This window comes from Rhizobium aouanii (genome assembly GCF_037002925.1).
Lineage (GTDB): Bacteria > Pseudomonadota > Alphaproteobacteria > Rhizobiales > Rhizobiaceae > Rhizobium > Rhizobium aouanii.
On record NZ_JBAMYD010000009.1, the window covers coordinates 180,077 to 195,341 of the forward strand.

Annotated in this window: 16 protein-coding genes; 10 read left to right on the top strand and 6 right to left on the bottom strand. The window is 60.3% G+C overall.

All coding sequences use genetic code 11. The features are described from left to right. Positions 1-14: 14 nt before the first annotated feature. The 4 genes from V8P77_RS17565 to oiaX all read right to left on the bottom strand — a co-directional run bounded on the left by V8P77_RS17565 (position 15) and on the right by oiaX (position 4,618). The gene (locus V8P77_RS17565) at positions 15-956 is read right to left on the bottom strand and encodes a D-ribose ABC transporter substrate-binding protein (RefSeq protein ID WP_335913582.1); all 942 of its coding nucleotides are present in this window, start codon (positions 954-956) and stop codon (positions 15-17) included. Between the two features lie 75 nt (positions 957-1,031). Next, a complete protein-coding gene (locus V8P77_RS17570; protein WP_017957298.1) occupies positions 1,032-1,859 on the bottom strand; it encodes a phosphogluconate dehydrogenase C-terminal domain-containing protein in 828 nt (275 codons plus the stop codon). Between the two features lie 120 nt (positions 1,860-1,979). Beyond that, complete coding sequence (locus tag V8P77_RS17575; RefSeq protein WP_335913662.1) at positions 1,980-3,317, bottom strand: four-carbon acid sugar kinase family protein; 1,338 nt, start codon at positions 3,315-3,317, stop codon at positions 1,980-1,982. A 5-nt stretch (positions 3,318-3,322) separates the two neighbouring features. Next, positions 3,323-4,618, bottom strand: coding sequence for a 3-oxo-isoapionate-4-phosphate decarboxylase OiaX (gene oiaX / locus V8P77_RS17580; RefSeq protein ID WP_335913583.1), 1,296 nt, complete (start codon positions 4,616-4,618; stop codon positions 3,323-3,325). 140 nt (positions 4,619-4,758) lie between these two features. On the opposite strand from oiaX, the gene V8P77_RS17585 reads away from it, so the two are divergent. Together V8P77_RS17585 and V8P77_RS17590 are read left to right on the top strand one after the other, a co-directional pair. Further along, positions 4,759-5,463, top strand: coding sequence for a transcriptional regulator NanR (locus V8P77_RS17585; RefSeq protein WP_335913663.1), 705 nt, complete (start codon positions 4,759-4,761; stop codon positions 5,461-5,463). A gap of 170 nt (positions 5,464-5,633) precedes the next feature. After that, on the top strand, positions 5,634-5,948 hold the full coding sequence (locus tag V8P77_RS17590) for a hypothetical protein (protein ID WP_335913584.1): 315 nt from the start codon (positions 5,634-5,636) through the stop codon (positions 5,946-5,948). A 147-nt stretch (positions 5,949-6,095) separates the two neighbouring features. On the opposite strand, the gene V8P77_RS17595 is transcribed toward V8P77_RS17590, so the two are convergent. Next, positions 6,096-6,977 carry an MBL fold metallo-hydrolase gene (locus V8P77_RS17595; protein WP_335913585.1) on the bottom strand — a complete coding sequence of 294 codons (882 nt, stop codon included), beginning with the start codon at positions 6,975-6,977 and terminating at the stop codon, positions 6,096-6,098. Between the two features lie 7 nt (positions 6,978-6,984). Next, complete coding sequence (locus V8P77_RS17600; protein WP_335913586.1) at positions 6,985-7,497, bottom strand: ferritin-like domain-containing protein; 513 nt, start codon at positions 7,495-7,497, stop codon at positions 6,985-6,987. Between the two features lie 196 nt (positions 7,498-7,693). On the opposite strand from V8P77_RS17600, the gene V8P77_RS17605 reads away from it, so the two are divergent. From V8P77_RS17605 to V8P77_RS17640, 8 genes are all read left to right on the top strand, one after another. Further along, entirely contained in the window at positions 7,694-8,518 is an 825-nt protein-coding gene (locus tag V8P77_RS17605; RefSeq protein WP_221966643.1) for a manganese catalase family protein, read from the top strand. A 63-nt stretch (positions 8,519-8,581) separates the two neighbouring features. After that, positions 8,582-9,079, top strand: coding sequence for a DUF4142 domain-containing protein (locus V8P77_RS17610; protein WP_335913587.1), 498 nt, complete (start codon positions 8,582-8,584; stop codon positions 9,077-9,079). Between the two features lie 149 nt (positions 9,080-9,228). Beyond that, entirely contained in the window at positions 9,229-10,047 is an 819-nt protein-coding gene (locus tag V8P77_RS17615) for an alpha/beta hydrolase (protein ID WP_335913588.1), read from the top strand. A 307-nt stretch (positions 10,048-10,354) separates the two neighbouring features. Then, positions 10,355-11,113 (top strand): FadR/GntR family transcriptional regulator, encoded by a 759-nt coding sequence (locus V8P77_RS17620; protein WP_168285437.1) that lies wholly within the window; start codon positions 10,355-10,357, stop codon positions 11,111-11,113. Between the two features lie 23 nt (positions 11,114-11,136). Further along, on the top strand, positions 11,137-12,111 hold the full coding sequence (locus V8P77_RS17625; RefSeq protein ID WP_077980542.1) for a sialic acid TRAP transporter substrate-binding protein SiaP: 975 nt from the start codon (positions 11,137-11,139) through the stop codon (positions 12,109-12,111). Positions 12,112-12,229: 118 nt separating this feature from the next. After that, positions 12,230-12,802 carry a TRAP transporter small permease gene (locus tag V8P77_RS17630; protein WP_335913589.1) on the top strand — a complete coding sequence of 191 codons (573 nt, stop codon included), beginning with the start codon at positions 12,230-12,232 and terminating at the stop codon, positions 12,800-12,802. 4 nt (positions 12,803-12,806) lie between these two features. Further along, on the top strand, positions 12,807-14,213 hold the full coding sequence (locus tag V8P77_RS17635) for a TRAP transporter large permease (RefSeq protein WP_221952777.1): 1,407 nt from the start codon (positions 12,807-12,809) through the stop codon (positions 14,211-14,213). Between the two features lie 9 nt (positions 14,214-14,222). Next, positions 14,223-15,257 carry an L-idonate 5-dehydrogenase gene (locus V8P77_RS17640; protein ID WP_335913590.1) on the top strand — a complete coding sequence of 345 codons (1,035 nt, stop codon included), beginning with the start codon at positions 14,223-14,225 and terminating at the stop codon, positions 15,255-15,257. The last annotated feature ends 8 nt before the right edge of the window (positions 15,258-15,265 follow it).

Sequence of the window (15,265 nt, forward strand, 5' to 3'; positions counted from 1 at the left end):
CAATTCGCGGCTGATCAGTTCGTCAGGGCGAAGGTTTCGAGCTTGCCGGCATTGTCGGCGTTGATGAGAACGCAATCCATCAGCTGCTTCTCTTCCTTTGGCGTCGTCTTGTTCTTGATGTAGGCGTCGGCCTGTTCCACCGCCAACTGAGCCTGCGCATAGGCGGGCTGCAGGACCGTTGCCTTGATGCCGCCCGACTTGATGGAGTCGCGCACGTCGTTGGAACCATCGAAGCCGACGACGATCACCTCCTTGCGGCCGGCCGCCTGCAGCGCAGCGATCGCGCCCATGGCCATCGTGTCATTCCCTGAAATGACGCCCTTGATGTCGGGATTTGCCTGGAGGATGGTTTCCATCTTCGAATAGGCTTCCGTCTGGCTCCAGTTGGCCGACTGCTTGGCGACGGACTTCAGGTCCGGATAGTCGTCGATGACGTCGTGATAGCCTTGCGAGCGGATGCCAGCATTGGTGTCGGACTCTTTGCCCACCAGCTCGACGTAATTGCCTTTCTCGCCCATCAGCTTGACGAATTCCTGCGCCCCGAGCTGGGCGCCCTGGTAGTTGTTCGAGACGATCTGAGCGACGGCAACGCCCGTCGCGTTGATTTCGCGGTCGATCAGGAAGGAGGGGATGCCTGCATCCTTTGCCTTCTTGACGGCCGCGACGGAGGCGTCAGCTCCGGCATTGTCGAGGATGATCGCCTTGGCGCCGCGTCCGATCGCCGTGTCGATCATTTCGGACTGCTTGTTGGCGTCGTCGTCATGCGTCATGACGAGCGTTTCGTAGCCGAGCTCCTTCGCCTTGGCTTCAGCGCCGACGGCTTCAGCCTTGAAGAAGGGATTGTCATGCGCCGGCGTGATGATGGCGATGAGATCGGCCGCAAAGGCCGGAAGAGCTGTTCCGAGCGCCAATGCGCCGGCAAAAGCTGCAAGTGTCAGTCTGCGCGTCAGTTTCATGGTTTCCTCCCTGTTGTGAATGAAGCCCCTTCTCCCTGGGGCGGTTGAGGGGAGAGCTTGCCTCCCCAAGCCGGTTCAGGTGATGCGCCGGATGCTTTCGGCGATCTCCTGCGGTTCGAATACCTTTTTCCAGTCGTCGCGCATCAGCGCCGGGATGCCGAACTCGATCGCCTTGTTGCAGGCATCCGAAAACACGCCGTCGACTTCCTTGAAGATGACCGCGCCGAGCACGTTCATATGGCCGAGCAGGAAATCGCGGGCGGCCTGTTCCGGCACGCCGCGTGCCACGCATTCGTCCATGGCCTGTCGCATGACGACGAGCAGCGATGCGCAGACGGTTTCCGATAAGCCCGGTTCGAGCATCGCAAGCTGATCGACCGTGACCCGGTGCGAGCGCATGACCGGGGCCCAGATCAGCTTGGCGATTTCCTCGCCGAGCGCGTAGGCGCTTTCCGGACCCTGCATCAGCGCCGAGACGATATGCTGCTTGGCGAAGAGGCCGCCGAAGTGGTCCTTTTTCGCCTGCATGTCCGTCTCGTCGTTGAAGATCGGCGGATGGCAGGGATGGGTGACGAAGTAGGTGAGATCATCGCGCTTCGGCAGGTGGCCGGCAAAGGGAGCCGCAGCGTCCAGCGCGATCACCATGGTACCTGATGCGAGCTTGTCGACGATGCCTGCCGCGACCTTGCCGATTGCCGTATCCGGCACGGCAAGGATCACCACCTCAGCGCCGTCGAGCCCGACATCGACGGGTACGCAATCGACACCGAGATCATTCTTCAAACGGGCCTTGCCTGCGTCGCTCACCTCGACATGGCGGACCTCGAAACGCGAGCCGTTGAGATTTTTGGCGAGCCGGTATCCCATTTTCCCGCCTGCGCCGAAGAGGGCAATCTTAGTCATGTTTCCTCACCTTTTCCGTTTCTGGATAGGATCATATACTGGTATGATGAGTCAATCACCATATCACTTAAATTATATGATCCACACGTTTTTCTCCGCCAAGCCGGATCATGGAAATCATCAGTGTTTCCTTCCCTCGCGGATCTGCGTGAAATAACCGTCAGTCCCGACCTGGCCGCCTTTGAGGGCGATCTGCAGGCCGTTGGTCGGCTGATAGTCGCCATGCGCAAGGCAAAGCGGAGAGCCTGGCGTCTGAGGCAGCGGAAGAAGCGTCGTCAGCGCGTCGATCTTCAACTGCCGGAGTGCGTGACTGGATGTGTCGCCGCCGGCGACGACCGCACGTGATAGTGCTTCGTTCTCGATCAGGCGGCGCAAGATCGTGCCGAGCGCGCTCCCGAGCCGGTGACGAGCGCCCGGAAGCCTGTCTATGTCGGCGCCACGGTCCGCAGACGGGCCAAGCGCGGTGTACAGGATGACGCTCTTGCCTTGCCTGAGCGTCTGGATGCCGGCCTCTACCGCCGCATCCATCGCGGCTTCGCAATGTTCCGAGACCAGTGCAAGCGGATCGAGCGCGATGCTCTCGAAGCCGTTCTCGACAGCCGTCCGGATCTGGCGCTCGGTCGTCGGCGATACGCTGCCCGACACGACGGCGAGGCGGTCGACCGGGCCGACATCCGGAAACTCGGCGCCGCTGTTGGCGATGAAGCCGCTCCGCCGCCTAGCACTGAGCATGGCATATTCGATCCCGGAAGAGCCGGCGACAAAACTTCCGGAACGGCCGGTGACACGAAGCAGTTGTCGGCCCGCGGCCTCCTGCGTCACCGCGGAGTCGACATCGATGAGCAGTATCCCTTCTGAAGCAGACGCCAGATCGTCGACACGTGCATCCGCGTCCGTCGCGGTGATGGCGACGAGATCGGCGACCAGGACGGGAAGGCGGGTCTGTTTCGACAGGTGGACCGCAAGGTCCGCCTCGTCCATCGGGGTCACCGGATGGCGGCTCATGACGGGATGGCGGTCGATGCGAAAGATCCGGCCCTGGTAAGCGGCAAAGAGATTGCCGAATGCCGTGTAGCGCTTCAATTGCGGCGCGCCGACGATGACGGGCACGACGGATTGCCCGAAAACCGATCGGCCGATTTCGATCGCCTTGCCGATACTGCCGATGTCGGGGCTGGAATCGAAGGTCGAGCAGACCTTGTAGTGGCAGATGTCAGCACCGAGCGAATACAGCCACTCGAAAGCGCGCGAAAGGTGCTCTTGCATCCAGGCGGGGGTCTCGCTGCGGCTTGTCCCGGCAATGCCGATTGCGCGGCAATCCCCAAAGCGCGCGAGCAATTCCGGCGTCGGAATGTCGAGGAAGAGCACGGTCGGGATACCGTTCGAGGCCAAGGCCTCCATGACATCGGTTGAGCCGGTGAAGTCGTCCCCGTAATAGCTGACGAGAGGTCCATCCATCGCTGTCACGCGCCCTTGCCATCGCTGAATTTCGCAATCGAGGCGGCGAGCTCCGGATGATCTTTCGCGTAGGTCTCCAACGGGATGTCTGAGACCGCTGCCTGCCAGGCCTGCTGCACGGCCCGAACGCCTGCCGCCGGGCCGCCGGGATGGCTGACGATGCCTCCGCCGCAGAGATAGAGAAGATCGACGGTGCGGCCGGTCCGCTGATAGGTCTCAGGCGCCTGTCCTCCCCACTGACCCGAGCCGGCGACCGGAAGCGGGCAATCGGAGGCGTCGAAGAGCGGCGTGCTGACAGCCTTGAAGGAGGACACGAAGCTGTCGTCCGGCTCCCAATACTTGACCCTGATACCGTTGATCTGAAACTGATCGACCCCGAGCAGCCGCCAGAACTGCTGGTAGACCCTGAAGTCCATGCCGGCGCCCGGGTCGCGTGTCAGCACGTCCCAGCCGTTTCGATGCGCGTGCAGCACCAGATTGGAGCGCTTGCGCAGAAAGCTCATGCCGCCGAAGCCGATCGAGTTGATGTTGACGACGGCGCAATTGCCGCCGGCCTTGGCGACGATGTCGTGGTTACGCATCATCTCGTCTGGGTCTGCATGCGAGATGCCGAAGGCATACATGACCTTCTTGCCGGTCTTTTGCTCGTGATCGAGAATGCGCGGCATGATCGCCGCAACGCGGTCCTTGAGTGGTGAATAGGCCGGGCTCATGAGTTTTTCGTCATCCTTGATGAAGTCGACGCCGGATGAGATCAGCTCGCCGACGAGTTCCGCCGTTTCGTGCGGTCTGAGACCAAGCGCCGGCTTGACGATCGTTCCGATGATGGGTCGGCCTTCGACGCCGGCGAGGCGGCGGCTTCCAGGGATGCCGAACTGCGGTCCGGGATGCGCACTTTTGAAGGCTTCGGGCAGCGTCATGTCGACGATGCGGATGCCGGTCATGCCCTTGATGGAGTAGACGCCGCCGATTGCAATGGTCATCAATGCCGAAAGGTCTGTCCCGATCGCGTCCAGTGGAAAGGCGATGTCGACATCGGCGCGATGAAGCAGCGTGCCGGGAGCGACCTCGGGCCAGGTCGGATGACTGGCGCCTTCGAGCGGACGGACCGCCAGCACACGGGCGGCGACACGCGATTTCAGCTCTTCGGTCTCGCCGGGGACGGGCACGAAGGTTCCGGTCGACTGGTCGCTCGCGATCTTTTCCGCCATCGCCTCGACGTTGCCGGGCGTTTCGATACGGTAGGTCAGGGTAATCATCATGAAACTGGTGGTTGCTCCTCTCGCGAGGCAGATTGCCATGGCGTCAACTCATGATCTGGTATAATGAGTATTCCAAATTATGAAAAGTAGAATCTTTGGATCCGCAAATTTTCGCCGACAGCTTTGTTCTCGACCCGGAAACTGTTAGGAGGAAACATTTTTTGAGCCAGCGAGATGTGATGACCCAGCCCCTCGAACAAATCGTCCGCCGGAAACTTTCTGACGAAGTGTTTGATCGACTTGAGCGAATGATCACCTCGGGCGAGCTTCAGCCCGGGGACGAAATGCCCTCCGAGCGCGTGCTGATGGAACGCTTCGGCGTCGGCCGGCCGGCGATCAGGGAGGCCATGCAGTCCCTTGCCAATAAAGGTCTTGTCAGCATTTCGCATGGCGAGCGGGCGAAGGTCCTCAGGCTGACGGCAAAATCGATATTCCGTCAGGTCGATCTCACCGCCAAGATCATGCTGTCGCAATCGTCGGACTCGCTGGAGTATCTGAAGAGCGCGCGCATCTTCTTCGAGCGGGGCATGGCGCGGGAAGCCGCGCAGCGGGCCTCGGCAAATGATATCGCGGACCTCAGGAACATCATCGAACGCCAGCGAATGTCGCTTGGCCGGGCCGAAGAGTTCATCGACGCGGACATGGAATTCCACACCCGCATCGCGCAGATATCCGGCAACCCGATCTACGTCGCCGTCAGCGAAGCGATGCTTGCCTGGCTGAAGGAATATCATACCGAAATGCTGATCTGGACCGGCAAGGAAAAATTCACGCTCGCCGAACATGACGAGATCGTCGACCGCCTTGAAGCAAACGACGTGGATGGCTCGGAAATGGCGCTGCTCAAGCATCTCGAGCGGTCGCGAGCGCTTTACGCGAAGTAGTCGCCATTCCCCTTGCGCGTCATAGCTGTCCCTTTTGCTGTTTCAGACCTCAACCTTGACCCGCGCGATGGCTGTGGACGCGGCAGTGCATTTTGTCGGCTGCAGCCGGAACAATGATCCAAGAATGAGGTTCTGAGTGGGTCAACAAGGATCCCAAGGAGGACTTCACAATGCGTATGAAACTCGTAGCAGCGTCAATTTTGGCTATCGGCATGGCCACATCCGCCTTCGCCCAATCGAATCCCGCCCCCGCAGGTGCCACCATTGATAAGAGCCAGGCCGACCAGGGTGGCGGCGCAGGCACCGACACGAAGACCCAGAAGCCGATGGCAACGGATACCACCACAACTGGTTCCACGACCAGCGGCACGCAGGACAAGGTCAAGTGCCCCAATCCGGTCAATAACTCTGCCAATCTTCAGACGCAGGGCGGCACGAGCAATGCCACCCCGATGGACGAAGCCTGCGCAGCCCACAACAATTGATCGACCTCTTCACGCAAACCTCGCCGGATGGACTGACCCCGTAATTGGGACGGTTTATCGACCGAGAAGATTCAAGGGCTGGATCCTGTGTGTTACAGGACCCAGCCCTTGGCGTTTCGGTCTGCAATCGTTTTCGGTCCGACAGTTTCAGCGAAAGGCGTCGTTACCGGATTTGCCGGGCTTTGCCGGGTCAAGCTCGTAGTGACCGCCTTTTGGCACGGCAATGTCGCGGAACGACTTGGCTAGACGATGCAGCTTGTCCCTGGCATTTTGGCCTTTTACCGGTAGGCCGTGTCCGCTGATGATAAGCTCCGGCTCCAGCGAAGCGACAAGTGCCACGGATTTTTCCGCCTCTTCCCAGTCGGGCGTGAAATACCGGGGCGGCCCGTGCATTTCCGGGGTCTGCACGATCGCCTCATATGCCGATTCCTGTCCTGTCGTGATAATGGCATCGCCTGAAATCAGCGTGCGGTCGCTTTCGCGCCACAGCGATATATGGCCTGGCGAATGGCCGGGCGTGTGGATCCATTTCCATCCCGGCATTCCCGGGACCGTTTGGTCGGCGGGCAAGATTTTGAGCCACGGGCGGACGTCGACCGGCGAGCGCGGGTAAAGTGGTGAAAGCAACGTCATCGCACCTCCGCCAGCCAAGGGATCGGCGGGAGGATAGGACGCCTGTCCTTCCAGATATGGCCTTTCCAGCGGATGCGCAAAGACCGGAACCTCCCAAAAGCTAGCGAGACTTTCGACGGAACCGGCGTGATCGAAATGCGCATGGGTCATCACGATCGCGGCAGGTCGCGCGTCGCCGAAGCGCAGGGACGCACAAGCCTTGATCTTGTCGGCCGAGGCCGAAAGTCCCGTATCGATCAGGACCCATGGATCCGGTCCCATCGGATCGCCATAGAGGACGACGTTGACGATCGACATGGTGCGATAGGCGAGATCGGCGGCGATAACGTTTGTTCCATCCGCCGATTTCTGCGTCGGGGCAAGGTCCGTCTCGGACAAAGGAAGTTGATTGACCATGCCGGACCTAGACCTTCGCCGTCTCGCCCACCTGTCGCAGCGAGAGAAACTTTGCCGTGACCGCGGCCAGATTGTCATTGAGCCATTCGGCCATCGTCAGCTCCTCGTTCAGATTCGCCTGAAGGCCAGTGACGGCGGCGCCATATCCACCTGCCTCGGCGATCACCAACAGCGACTTGTAAGCTGCCGCCTCGTAATTTTCGAAGGCGAAATTGGCGAAGGAATTCTTCAGGATTTCGTCGCCTGCAACCGTATGGCCGAGGGCTGCCATGGATCCTGTGAACGACAGCGCCATATCTTTCAGCGTCGAATTGTCCTCGTTCAGACTGTCAAGGATTTCCTCAAGACGGACGATCTGCCCGTCGGTTTCCCGGATATGCGCGTCGAGCCGTTGGGCAACCTCCGGGTAATTCTCTATACGTTTGAGCTGCGGTTTCATGATGCTAAGCGCTTGGTTTTCCATCGCATGGGCATTTTTCAAACCGGCGACGAAGATGTCCCTAATGTCGGTTCCTGGCATTTTAGGTCCTCCTTGTTGGTTGATGCCTAACTGCGATCAACCGCCCTGGTTCCGCGACCTCAGCCCGGAAAACAGCTTCAATTCCAGGATATTTCCAAGAGGCGGGAACCGTCTCTCACATTTCTTGTTGGGGCCGCTTCTGGATGTCAGGTCCACTCGCCGAACGTGGCGAGCAACCCTCATGAAGGAGAAATCGATGTTTTACACGGACGGAAAGCTGCAGTTCCCGGTTCGGGTCGAAAGCCCCGATCCCCACTTCGCCCGCGCGCTGCAACAGGCGATCGGCGGGGTCGAAGGCGAGATCAGGGTTGCCATGCAATATTTCTTTCAAGCCTGCGGCGCCCGCGGCAACCCGAAGTTTCGCGACCTGTTGATGAACACGGCGGCGGAAGAACTCGGGCATATCGAGATGCTGGCGACCGCGGTGGCGCTAAACCTCGAAGGCGCGCCTGTCTCGGTCAAGGAACAAGTTGCGGGTGACCCCGTGGCAAGCGCGGTTCTCGGCGGACTGAATATGAAAAACCTTCTTTCTGCCGGTCTTTCGGCGATGCCCGTCGATTCGGATGGCGTCCCGTTCGACATGTCGCACATCTATGCCAGCGGCAATATCGCAGCCGATATGACCGCGAATGTCGCGGCGGAATCCACCGGTCGCGTGTTGGCGACGCGGTTGTTCAATCTCACCAATGATCGCGGGATGAAGGAGATGCTTTCCTACCTCATCGCCCGCGACACCATGCACCAGAACCAGTGGATGGCGGCACTCGAGGAGCTTGGCGGGCCAACGAAGGTCTTCCCGATCCCCAACGGCTTCCCTCAGGAGCAGGAGTTGCAGGAATTCAGCTACGCCTATCTCGGGTTTCAGCAGGATGGCAGCGAGCCGGTTCCGGGACGATGGTCGGACGGCAAATCGATCGACGGCAAAGGAAGCTTCAAGACAATGGTGCCGCAGCCCATGGGACAAAAGCCCGTTCTTGGGCCGGCAAAGCCTGATAGCGGCGCACAAGCCGAGCAGAGTTGAGCCGGCAAGTGGGCGGGCGACCAGTCGTCGCTCGCCTTCGCCCTGCGCATTTGGAGAACAATGATGAAGCTCACGTTCAATCTTTGCATTCTTTTGTTCGTTGCAGCGCCCGCCTTTGCTGCCGATGACGCTGCCCGTCAAAAGGCCGTGGAGTTCGCCACCCGCGCCGCCATGTCAAACATGTTCGAGCTGAAAGCCGCCGAGGTCGAAGTCGCCAAGGGCGCGGCCGAAGATGCAAAGCAGTTCGCCGGCGATATGTTGAAAGATCATGGGCGAGCCGGCCCGATTCTGGCGGACGCCGCCAAGGAAGATGGCGTTCAACTGCCCGCTGGCCTCGATGACGAGCACAAGAAGAAGCTCGAAGCGCTGCAGCAAAGCGATCCGCAAAACCTGGACCAAGCCTATCTTTCGACGCAAGTGACCGCGCATCAGGAGGCCGTGGCGCTCTTTTCAGATTATTCGAAAAATGGCCCGGACGGGGCATTGAAGCGCGCCTCGCAGAAGATTTTGCCCGATCTGAGAATGCATCTGACGAGGATAGAAGGGCTGACCTCAAAGTGAGAGGAGCGACGATCGGGGACGAAGCAGGCGACGGGACACTGTCCTTCACCACGCGAGAACTAAGCGGCGCCCGAAAGTTCAATGCCTTCCTCGGCCTTCTTCCCCGCTATCATGTCGACCGGCGCTGGAACGCCAGATGCGTTCAAACAATGACTAAGGCGGCGCAGTCGCTCGTGCCCGACGGACCGATACGCCGCGGCGAAGCCGTCCGTCGCGTCGTCGCTGCCAACGGCAGGGAGATCGGCTTGAGGTTGATCGTTCCAAAGGGGATTCGCCATGGTCTCTATGTCCATTTCCATGGTGGTGCCTGGGTGATGGGCAATGCCCGTCTCGACGACGGCACTACCCGCCCGATCGCAAGGCGTTGCCAGACACTGGTGGCCGCCGTCGATTTTCATAATGCCATCGATGATCGTCTCGACGTCACTGTGCACGACTGCAGGACGGCAGTCGATTGGCTCGTCGACCATCTCCCCGAACTCCAGGTCAAGCGCATCATCCTCGGTGGAGAGTCGTCAGGCGCGCATCTTGCGGCAGAGGCGCTGCTTCATCTGCGCCAACGCGGCAAGGCGGAATCCGTCGCGGGGTTCATTTCCATGTGCGGCGGCTTTGATCTGACGGGCTCGGAAAGTCTGCGACAGTCAACGGGAAGAAGCCTTGTCATCGATGGACCATCGGCACTTCGAAACCTGCAGCGTTTGACGCCGAGCCTTTCCGGACGTCAAGCTCGCGGCCCCCGGTTTGCCGATCTGTCCAGCCTTCCACCCGCTTTGTTCATCGCTGGAGCACTCGATCCGATCATCGATGACAGCCTGTCAATGAGCCTCCACTGGCAACAGAAAAACGGCAACGCCGACTGTGTCGTTTTTCCGGCGGCGCCGCATGGCTTTAATCGATTTCCAACGAAGTTGGCGGCAAAGGCAAATGGCCTTGTCAGAGCGTGGATCTCCCGCCGCCTTGACCAATAACAATTTGGATCTTCCCGAGCGAGTTAGCGGCCAATCCCGGTGGCCAACCGCACGGCGAAAAATCCGACCCTGGTATCACAAACATGTTTCGTCCGGAGACGAGATAGCAGCCGGCTTCGTCTGCGCCGGCATTGATCTCTCCGTCGAAATGGCGGACGAGATGTTGGACACGGCCCGTTAAACCCTGCCCGCTTGTTTGTTGCGCGGCGCATTGACGCACCACCCGCGGAATGATACCTCTAGATTAATTGGTCAGGCCAGTTGACCAGCTGCGGGGCTTGAGGAGAAGTCCGCCGGGGAGGCCATCATGTTTTCGCCTGTTGAATCACGCCGCCTTTATCGGCAGGTCGCAGATCAGATCCGCTTGATGATCGCAAGCGGCGAGCTCGCTGTCGGTCAACGGCTGCCGGCCGAGCGCGACCTGGCGGAGCAACTGTCGGTGTCACGTCCGACCGTCCGCGAGGCGCTGATCGTCCTGGAGGTCGAAGGTCTTGTCAACATCCGCATGGGATCCGGGATCTATGTGATACGCCAGAATGCCGCGACCGTCGCAGGCGCCGAACGGGAGCCTGTCGAGGGGCCTTTCGAGCTGCTGCAGGCGCGCGCCCTCATCGAATGCGCCATCGCCGAAGAAGCTGCCGGTCGCGCCAAACCGGACGATATCGCCCTGCTCGATGAAGCTCTGACGCGCATGAGTGGCGTCGTCAACGATGCAATCGCAGTGCTTGACGCTGATCGCGCTTTCCACACCGGAATTGCTGCCATCGTCGGAAATGCAACATTGATCCGGGTGACGGGCGAGATGTTCGATATGCGCATGACCCCGTATTTTGCAAGGCTTGCCAGCCACTTCGAGGGGCCGACGACCTGGCGCAGGGCATTGGACGAGCATCGGGCTATCCGCGACGCGATCGCAGCCGGCGATGCAGGCGGCGCCAAGGCTGCTATGCGCGCGCATCTGACCATGTCGCAGAAAAGGTTTTCCGAGAGCTTCGGGGAGGAGTTTTCGGGGGAAGAGGAGCGCGGCCGCAACGAGCGGCCGTCGAAAGGAATGATCAAGACTTAACCCAAGCTCAGGAGGAGAGAGCAATGAAGAGCAGACTGGCAACCATACTTTGCACCGCAGCCGCGATCATGGCGAGCACGGCGATTGTGCAAGCTCAGACAGTGCTGAAATGGGCGCATGTCTATGAAACGTCCGAGCCCTTCCATACGGATTCCGTATGGGCTGCGGAAGAGATCAACAAGCGCACCGACGGGCGCTACAAGATCGAGGTCTATCCGGCATCGCAGCTCGGCAAGGAAGCAGACATCAACCAGGGCCTCAAGCTCGGGACGGTCGACATGATCATCTCGGGATCGAGCTTTGCGGCCCGCGACTACAAGCCGATCGGCGTGACCTACTTTCCCTATATCTTCCGCGGTCCCGATCATCTGATCGCCTACACCAAGAGCGATGTCTTCAAGCGCCTTGCGAAAGGCTATGAAGACAAGACCGGTAACCACATCACCGCCGTCAGCTATTACGGCACGCGCCATACGACATCAAACAAGCCGATCGCCAAATGCGCCGATATGCAGGGCCTGAAGATCCGCGTGCCTGACGTTCCCGCCTATCTCGCCATGCCGCGCGCATGCGGCGCCAACACGACGCCGATCGCCTTTGCCGAGGTCTATCTCGCCTTGCAGAACGGCACGGTCGAGGCGCAGGAAAACCCGCTGACGACAATCGAGGCGAAGAAGTTCTACGAAGTCCAGAAGAACATCATCCTCACCGGTCACATCGTCGATCACCTTAACACCGTGGTCTCGAAGACACGGTGGGCGAGTCTTTCCGATGAGGACAAGAAGATCTTCGGCGAGGTCATGCAGGAGGCGGCCGAGCGCACAAGCAAGACGATCGCTGGCAAGGAAAACAGCCTGATTGCGACCTTTAAGGAAAAAGGCCTGAATGTCACCGAGGTCGACAAGGCCGACTTCGAGAAGACCGTGATGGAAAAGGTCAACTTCGAGGATTTCGGCTACGAAAAGGCCGATTGGGAAGCAATCCGCGCGATCCAGTAAACTCCGTGGCGCGGCGCCGTAAGGCGCCGCGCGTCTTTCGGACGCGCAAAGCACGCTGTCGCACTTTGGCTGCTGCAGGCGCTGCGCTCCTTCATTCCGAACCGGAACAGGATCGATCATGTCGCAAGAAATTCATACGCAAATCACCGCTGAAGAAATCGGCCACGAGTTCGAGGGGCATGCGCCGACCGCAAACGTTTCGGACTATGCCATTGAGGACTGGATCACGCTGATCGTCTTCTGGCTGATGGCGGGTTGCGTCTTCCTGCAGTTTTTCACGCGCTATGTGCTGAACGACAGCTACGCCTGGACCGAAGAGATCGCCATCAACTGCCTGATCGGCGTCGTCTTTCTCGGTTCCGTCATGTGCGTGCGCACATCCCGGCATATCCAGGTCGATGTGTTCTATCATTATATGCCCGCAGGTCTTGCGCGTGTGCTTGCAACCTTCGTCGATATCGTCCGGATCGGCTTCTTCGCCTATGGCTGCCATCTGATGTGGCGCTATGTCGACATCGTGGCGGAGGAGCAGATGGTTACCATCGACCTGCCGCGCAACATCGTCTTCTACAGTGTTCTCGTCGCCTTCGTGCTGATGCTGATCCGCGCTGTCATCGTCTTCATCGCCAATATGCGCCGCGGCTACTCCGTTTTGGAGCGCCCCGAAGAATTCCAGACCGTCGAGGGTTGATCAGATGCTGCTGCTTCTTGGTTCGTTCCTGGTGCTGATGCTGATTGGGGTGCCCGTTGCCATCTCGATGGCGGTCGCATCGGTGCTCTACATCGTCCTTTATGGCGTCGCGCCGGACATTATCGTCGCCCAGCGCATGATCGCCGGCGTCGAAAGCTTCCCGCTGCTTGCCGTGCCGTTCTTCATCCTCGCCGGCAACCTGATGAACTCGGCCGGTGTCACCGGCCGCATCTATTCCTTTGCGGTGGCTCTCGTCGGATGGATGAAGGGCGGTCTGGCGCAGGTCAACATTATCGGTTCCGTCATCTTCTCCGGCATGTCCGGCACGGCGCTCGCCGATGCGGCGGGTATCGGTACGATCGAGATCAAGGCGATGAAGGATCACGGCTATCCGGTCGAGGCTGCGGTCGGCGTGACGGCGGCGTCAGCCACGCTCGGCCCGATCTTCCCGCCGTCGCTGCCTTTCGTGATCTACGGCATGATGGCGAACGTATCGATCGGCGCACTTTTCATGGCGGGCATCCTGCCCGGCATCGTTATGACGTTGCTGATGATGATCACTGTCGCCGCCTTCGCCTATAAGAAGCGCTGGGGCTCGGACGCGCCGTTCGATGTGAGGCAGCTGCTGTCGGCCGGGATGGAAATCGTCGTCGTCCTGGCGGTGCCGCTGGCCATCTATCTGATGATACGTGCCGGTGTGTCAGTGAATGCCGCAGCGGGCATTGCTCTTCTCGTCCTTCTTGCCCTCGACTGGTATTTCCGCTTCTCCGCCGTCATGGCGCTGATGACGCCCGTCATCCTGATCGGCGGTATGACCATGGGCTGGTTTACGCCGACGGAGGCGGCCGTCGCAGCCGTCCTCTGGTCTCTGTTCCTCGGTCTGGTGCGTTACCGCACGATGACGCCCTCGACGCTCGCCAAGGCAAGTTTCGATACGATCGAGACGACGGCATCCGTTCTCTTCATCGTCACCGCGGCATCGGTCTTTGCATGGCTGCTGACGGTGAGCCAGGCCGCCCAGCTGCTCTCCGATGCGATCCTGTCGATCACCGACAATAAATGGGTTTTCCTCATCCTGGTGAACCTCTTGATGCTCTTCGTCGGCTGCTTCCTGGATACGATCGCCGCCATTACCATCCTCGTGCCGATCCTTCTGCCGATCGTCCTGAAATTCGGGATCGATCCGGTTCAGTTCGGCCTCATCATGACGCTCAACCTGATGATCGGCCTGTTGCACCCGCCGCTCGGCATGGTGCTTTTCGTGCTGTCGAGGGTGGCAAAACTCTCCGTCGAACGCACGACCATGGCGATCCTGCCCTGGCTGGTGCCGCTCTTCCTGGCGCTGATCCTGATCACCTTCGTGCCTGCGGTGTCGCTGTGGCTGCCGCAGCAGCTCGGGCTGCTAAGATAGGAGCGCAAGATGCGGACACGTGTGGCACGGCTTTACGAAAAGGGCGATCTCAGGATCGAGACCGCCGCGGTTGCGGCCCCCGGTCCCGGCGAGGTGCTTCTCAAAATGGCGGCCGCAGGGATTTGCGGCTCCGACCTGCACTATTATCAGGATGGCGGCTTCGGGCCGGTCCGGGTTCGCGAGCCGATCATACCCGGCCACGAGGCATCGGGAACCGTCAGCCAAGCGGGCGAGGGGGTCGACCTGAAGGCCGGGACGCTGGTGGCGGTCAATCCAAGTCAGCCCTGCGGGCATTGCGAATATTGTCAGAAAAACATGCCGATCCACTGCCTGGAAATGCGCTTCATGGGCAGTGCGATGCGCCTGCCGCATGAGCAGGGCATGTTCCGGGAATGGCTGGTGGTGCCGGCCAAGCAATGCTTTGCGGTCGGAGCTGCGACACCTGCGGCGGAGGCGGCCTGCAGCGAGCCGCTCTCGGTCTGCCTGCACGCGGCATCGCGCGCTGGAGATATCACAGGCAAACGCGTGCTGGTCACCGGCGCCGGCCCGATCGGCGCCTTGATGGTTGCCGTCGCCTCCTATCATGGCGCCAGCGAGATCGCGGTGACCGATCTTGCCGATGCGGCGCTGGACCGGGCCAAAGCGATGGGCGCCAGCCGTACCATCAACGTTTCCAAGGATGTCGCTGCGCTTGCGGAATACGAGGCGGGCAAGGGCTATTTCGATCTCGTCTTCGAATGCTCGGCCGCCGCTCCGGCCATCCGCGGCGCGATTGCTGCTATCAGGCCGCGTGGGACAATCGTGCAGGTTGGCGTCACGGGAGACGTGCCGATCCCTCTCAACGCCATCGTCGGCAAGGAACTTCAACTCCACGGAACGCAGCGCTTCCACGAGGAGTTCGGTACTGCCGTCGAGCTGATCTCCAGCCGCAAGGTCGATGTGCGGCCGATCATCAGCCACAGCCTGCCGCTCGCAGACGCCACCGCAGCCTTCACGCTCGCCGGCGATCGCGCAGCTGCCTGCAAGGTACAACTCACCTTTTAAAGCGCGTC

Bases quoted from the DNA above. Each gene is read 5' to 3' on its own strand.
- V8P77_RS17565 (WP_335913582.1), bottom strand. From the start codon at position 956: ATGAAACTGACGCGCAGACTGACACTTGCAGCTTTTGCCGGCGCATTG.
- V8P77_RS17570 (WP_017957298.1), bottom strand. From the start codon at position 1,859: ATGACTAAGATTGCCCTCTTCGGCGCAGGCGGGAAAATGGGATACCGG.
- V8P77_RS17575 (WP_335913662.1), bottom strand. From the start codon at position 3,317: ATGGATGGACCTCTCGTCAGCTATTACGGGGACGACTTCACCGGCTCA.
- oiaX (WP_335913583.1), bottom strand. From the start codon at position 4,618: ATGGCAATCTGCCTCGCGAGAGGAGCAACCACCAGTTTCATGATGATT.
- V8P77_RS17585 (WP_335913663.1), top strand. From the start codon at position 4,759: ATGACCCAGCCCCTCGAACAAATCGTCCGCCGGAAACTTTCTGACGAA.
- V8P77_RS17590 (WP_335913584.1), top strand. From the start codon at position 5,634: ATGCGTATGAAACTCGTAGCAGCGTCAATTTTGGCTATCGGCATGGCC.
- V8P77_RS17595 (WP_335913585.1), bottom strand. From the start codon at position 6,977: ATGGTCAATCAACTTCCTTTGTCCGAGACGGACCTTGCCCCGACGCAG.
- V8P77_RS17600 (WP_335913586.1), bottom strand. From the start codon at position 7,497: ATGCCAGGAACCGACATTAGGGACATCTTCGTCGCCGGTTTGAAAAAT.
- V8P77_RS17605 (WP_221966643.1), top strand. From the start codon at position 7,694: ATGTTTTACACGGACGGAAAGCTGCAGTTCCCGGTTCGGGTCGAAAGC.
- V8P77_RS17610 (WP_335913587.1), top strand. From the start codon at position 8,582: ATGAAGCTCACGTTCAATCTTTGCATTCTTTTGTTCGTTGCAGCGCCC.
- V8P77_RS17615 (WP_335913588.1), top strand. From the start codon at position 9,229: ATGACTAAGGCGGCGCAGTCGCTCGTGCCCGACGGACCGATACGCCGC.
- V8P77_RS17620 (WP_168285437.1), top strand. From the start codon at position 10,355: ATGTTTTCGCCTGTTGAATCACGCCGCCTTTATCGGCAGGTCGCAGAT.
- V8P77_RS17625 (WP_077980542.1), top strand. From the start codon at position 11,137: ATGAAGAGCAGACTGGCAACCATACTTTGCACCGCAGCCGCGATCATG.
- V8P77_RS17630 (WP_335913589.1), top strand. From the start codon at position 12,230: ATGTCGCAAGAAATTCATACGCAAATCACCGCTGAAGAAATCGGCCAC.
- V8P77_RS17635 (WP_221952777.1), top strand. From the start codon at position 12,807: ATGCTGCTGCTTCTTGGTTCGTTCCTGGTGCTGATGCTGATTGGGGTG.
- V8P77_RS17640 (WP_335913590.1), top strand. From the start codon at position 14,223: ATGCGGACACGTGTGGCACGGCTTTACGAAAAGGGCGATCTCAGGATC.